Source organism: Campylobacter sp. BCW_4341, from assembly GCF_001764255.1.
Taxonomy (GTDB): domain Bacteria; phylum Campylobacterota; class Campylobacteria; order Campylobacterales; family Campylobacteraceae; genus Campylobacter_D; species Campylobacter_D jejuni.
Genome location: NZ_MKAH01000026.1, coordinates 1 through 4,104, shown reverse-complemented (window position 1 = coordinate 4,104; position 4,104 = coordinate 1). Strand labels below are relative to the sequence as shown.

At 27.0% G+C, this 4,104-nt stretch carries 4 protein-coding genes and 1 pseudogene; all 5 read right to left on the bottom strand.

Features of this window, described 5'->3' with window-relative positions; all coding sequences use genetic code 11:
* Positions 1-438, bottom strand: a pseudogene (locus AJN70_RS04130) (hypothetical protein); the annotation flags it as partial.
* A complete protein-coding gene (locus AJN70_RS04125) occupies positions 431-1,681 on the bottom strand; it encodes a hypothetical protein (RefSeq protein WP_070295509.1) in 1,251 nt (416 codons plus the stop codon). The pseudogene AJN70_RS04130 and the gene AJN70_RS04125, both read right to left, overlap by 8 nt.
* A gap of 77 nt (positions 1,682-1,758) precedes the next feature.
* A complete protein-coding gene (locus AJN70_RS04120; RefSeq protein ID WP_070295510.1) occupies positions 1,759-2,451 on the bottom strand; it encodes a DUF4276 family protein in 693 nt (230 codons plus the stop codon).
* Positions 2,451-3,530, bottom strand: a complete 1,080-nt coding sequence (locus AJN70_RS04115) for an AAA family ATPase (protein WP_070295511.1) — start codon at positions 3,528-3,530, stop codon at positions 2,451-2,453. Before AJN70_RS04115 ends, AJN70_RS04120 begins: the two co-directional genes overlap by 1 nt.
* Before the next feature lie 33 nt (positions 3,531-3,563).
* The coding region (locus tag AJN70_RS04110) for a putative toxin (protein ID WP_261669704.1) at positions 3,564-4,104 on the bottom strand (541 nt) is incomplete at its 5' end.

The window sequence follows — 4,104 nt, the reverse complement described above, 5'->3', positions numbered from 1 at the left end:
ATCATACTTAATCTTAGCAAGAGGACTAGCTTGTATTTTAGTTAAAGCAAATTTAATCTTATTGCCTTTAGGTATAGAAAGTACAGGATAGCCTTTATTACTTACTCCTATTAAGCCCATTTGATAAACGGAATATTTATTATTGATTTTATGCTTTGAATAAGTATAAGGAAATACCAAAGCAACTTTAGTACAAGGTCCTCCAGCTACTGGAGGATTTAAACATCCACTTATACTAGCTCCTTGTATTTCATCGTGTAACATAATAGGAACATTATTATATTTTATTCTTTTAGCCTTTTTTGCTTTTAAATTGACTCTACCTCCATGTAAGCATAATAAAGTATTATCTTCTAAGATAGGATGCAAACAAGAAGTATCAAGAGTTACATTAATATCTTCTATTCTAGGAATAGTTATCTTTCTTTTTCTAGCCATGAAAAGCCTTGTGAGATTTGAGAATGTTTTCTAATTGCTCATCTTTAGCATAAAGAAATTTTTCTTCTAAGGAGCAATCAAAGTTTAAAGGAAAAGGTTTTAAGGTATTTTTACTTAAAAATTTTTCCCAAAGCATAGAATTTTCCTCTGAAGACAAATTCCAAAAATCATCTTTATTGTTATAAACATAATCTTGATAATCTATAAAATTTACAAAATTAATATTTGTATCTTTTTGTTTAGAGAGTAAACCTTGTATATTTTCTTCTTCGACTTTTTTTGGGATTTTGTTGTAATTGATAAGATAATGATTAAGTCTATCTTCATTTAACTCTTGATTATCAAGTTCTTTTAAAAACTCTTTAGAATAATAATTTAAAAAGTAAGTATTTGCGTATTCTTCTATATATTCTTTAAAACTTCTTTTATGAATTAATTTATCTTGATTAATGGGATAAGATTTAAAAGCATTATCTTTAGAATTTAATATATAGTTATAACCCGAAAAAAAATAAGAAAAATCCATAAAAGCATAATCAGCGCTGATGCCTTTACAAAGATCTAAAAACATATTTTGAAGTTCTAAAATAATTTTTTCATTTTTGCTTAAATTTAATTCTTTTTCTAGTTGCTCTTGATTTTTTGGGATAAAAGTATGACTGATTCTATGATTATAATTATCAACTAGATATTTTAAGCTTTCATCACTGAAATTAAAAGTTAAATTAAGCGAAGAGTTAAAATAAACATCATATTTATTGAAATAGGGTGCTAAGTTGTCTTTATCTATAAAAGCATTGATTTGATTTTGAGAAAAATTTTCACCACTTTCATTCCAAAAAGGAAAATTAGGAGAAAGATTTTTAAGTGCTCCTATTTCGCTTAAATCATTTTCTTGATAATATCTATGTAAAATATATTTGCTTTTATCTAAACATAGCCTATCGTAAATTTGGAGATAATTTGAAGGTAGAAAATCGCACCATTCATCATTTCCATGTAAATTTATGCCTTCAAATTTATCGATACTAAAATAAGCTTTAAGTTTCTGCATGGCTTTTAAAGTATCATTTAAATGTTTGTTATAAAAACTACCTTTATTAGCTTGTTTAAATTCAAACCAATCTTGAGAATTTAAACGATTCCCTTTTAAACTCCAAGCATCAAGATATTTTTCATCGCTAAAGGTTTTTGTAGAAAAAAGGTAAAAACTTACTTGATTAGCGCTTATATTTTGTTTCATTTTAATTCCTGAAGGTGTTTGAGGTGTTTTTATTGCTATTTTTAAAAACCTTTTTCAAATTCTTGTGAAATAAATTTTTATTTTTCACTATTTTCCTTTTTGTTGCCTAAACTATGAATTTTTTCACACCATTTATTAAAATGTCGGCATTTTAATCTTATATTATCTATGCCTATTTCTTTAGCGATTCTTCCACCGTGCAAGATTTTATTATAGCTTGGAAAAGATAAAATCTTTTTTAATCTATTTGAAGGACTTGTTTCTTTACTATTATTAATAAATTCTGGATTATCGAATTCTTTGACAATGTCTTCTAGTTTATAAATAAGTTTTTTATTCCATTCAGCATCTGCTTTAATTATTTTTGTAATATCACTAAAAAGCAAACTTTCAAATTCATGTGGCTGTATATAGCTAAAAAAATTATTTGTATCGCATTGTTGTTTAATGATTTTATCAAATTCTTCTTGTATTTTTTCAACGTGTTCATATATATTTTTATTACATTGTTTTTCTTTTAAAAATCTATTATCCAATCCATAGTAATCAAACATTGTTGTCATAAAAGCTTGTGAATCTTGTTTTAATTTTTTAACAATAAAATCAACCACTCTATCATACGCAAGTCCTCCACCTTTATGTCCTTTAGATGTAGGTATTATAAGTGGAGTAAGATAAACATTAGAGTTATAAAAATACGATCCTAAAATTTCATTTATAAATTTTTCCTCACTTTGTCCTTCGCAAATCACATAACATCTTGTAATCATTATTTTGGTCTCCCGCCTATAAGATTACTTGCCCAAATTTCTCCAAGTGTATAGTCTTCAAGCCAAGCTTCTAATTTTTCATTATCCATTCTTGTAAAAGTAGATTCATCGTTTTCTTTATCTACTACTATAATATCTTGCGCTTCAAAATGGTTTATCAGTTCTACAGATTGTGAAGAAATAATGAGTTGCTTTTCTTTAGCCACTCTCTTAATAATTTCACTTAAAACCTTTAATGCATAAGGATGTAGTCCCAATTCCGGTTCATCAATAATAATCGTTCCCGACATCAACTCAAAAGGCTGAAGTAATAAAGTAGCTAAACATATAAATCTTAAAGTCCCATCAGAAAGCATATGGGATTTAAAAGGAGTATCAGGATTATTTTTATGATACCATTCTAATTGTATATTTTCATTAGTTCTAAAAATAAATCCTCCAAAGAAAGGGGCGATATCTTGTATAGTCGTTAAAATTTGTTCATAGTGATTATTGTGATTATCATGAAGCATTTTAAGATAAGCTGCTATATTTTGTGCGTCTTCTTTAAATATAAGATTGTCATTTGCATCACACATTCCCTTCATCTTGGCTGTATCGCTTGTATCATGAAAATGATAAAGTTTCCATTTTTTGATTTCATTTAGAACATGTTGTGCTACTTTTTTAGAATAACTTCGTTCTATTATATCTGAAAGATTACTTTCTAGTTGATTACTTCCTATAGGTTCTTTATAGTCTTTATAGTCTCCATCAAAGAAAATATATTCATTTAATATCATAAGCTTATTTTCACTCGTTGGAACAAAGGTAGCATAATAACCATTTTTGCCAAAAGCAAATTCAAGATATATATTTTCAGTCTTTTTTCTGCCAAAATGTAAAAAATTATCAGGTCCTTTATCTTGTGTAAAAAATTGCAAATTTTTATTAAATAAAGCATTAAGCATTTTAAATACTGAAATAAAATTACTTTTACCTGCACCATTTGCACCGATTAAGATATTTAAATTTTTAAGCTCAAATTTGGATAAATCTTTTATGGATTTATATCCTTTGATTGTTATTTTATTTAGCATTTATAATCCTTTTGCATTCTCACAAACCTTCCTTTAACTTTTCTGAAGATTCTGATTTTCGTTAAAAACTTCTTCTAAATCTTCTGCATTATTTAAATTTAATCTTTTTATCACTATTTTATTAGGTGCTACTCCTTTTATATGGTGCAGATATATTTCTTTAAAAACTGTTTTTATACTTCTATGTAAATGCCTATGGTAAATAAAGCCACTTCTTGCATCACAATCCCCACCTTTTTCTGAAAAAATTCTCAAACGAGAAGTTTGAACATTTGATACTTCAGACCAATTTTGCTTGTTTTTATCCTTTTCATTTAAGATTTCTGCCACCTTTACTTTTTTCAATCTTTTTGTTTCTTTATTAAACTCACTCACTTTTTTTCCATCGAGTGCTAGTTTTTCATGTTCTTCACGCGTCAATGCACTTCCTGCTACATTTTCTGTTAAATGTGTATAATGATTGCACACAAAGATGTAATCAAGTTCATATTCTCTAGCCAGTTTTAGCTCAAAGCTTATTTGTTCTGTTAGGCTTTGAACTTGAACATTTTTAACTTCGACTAAACTAGGAATA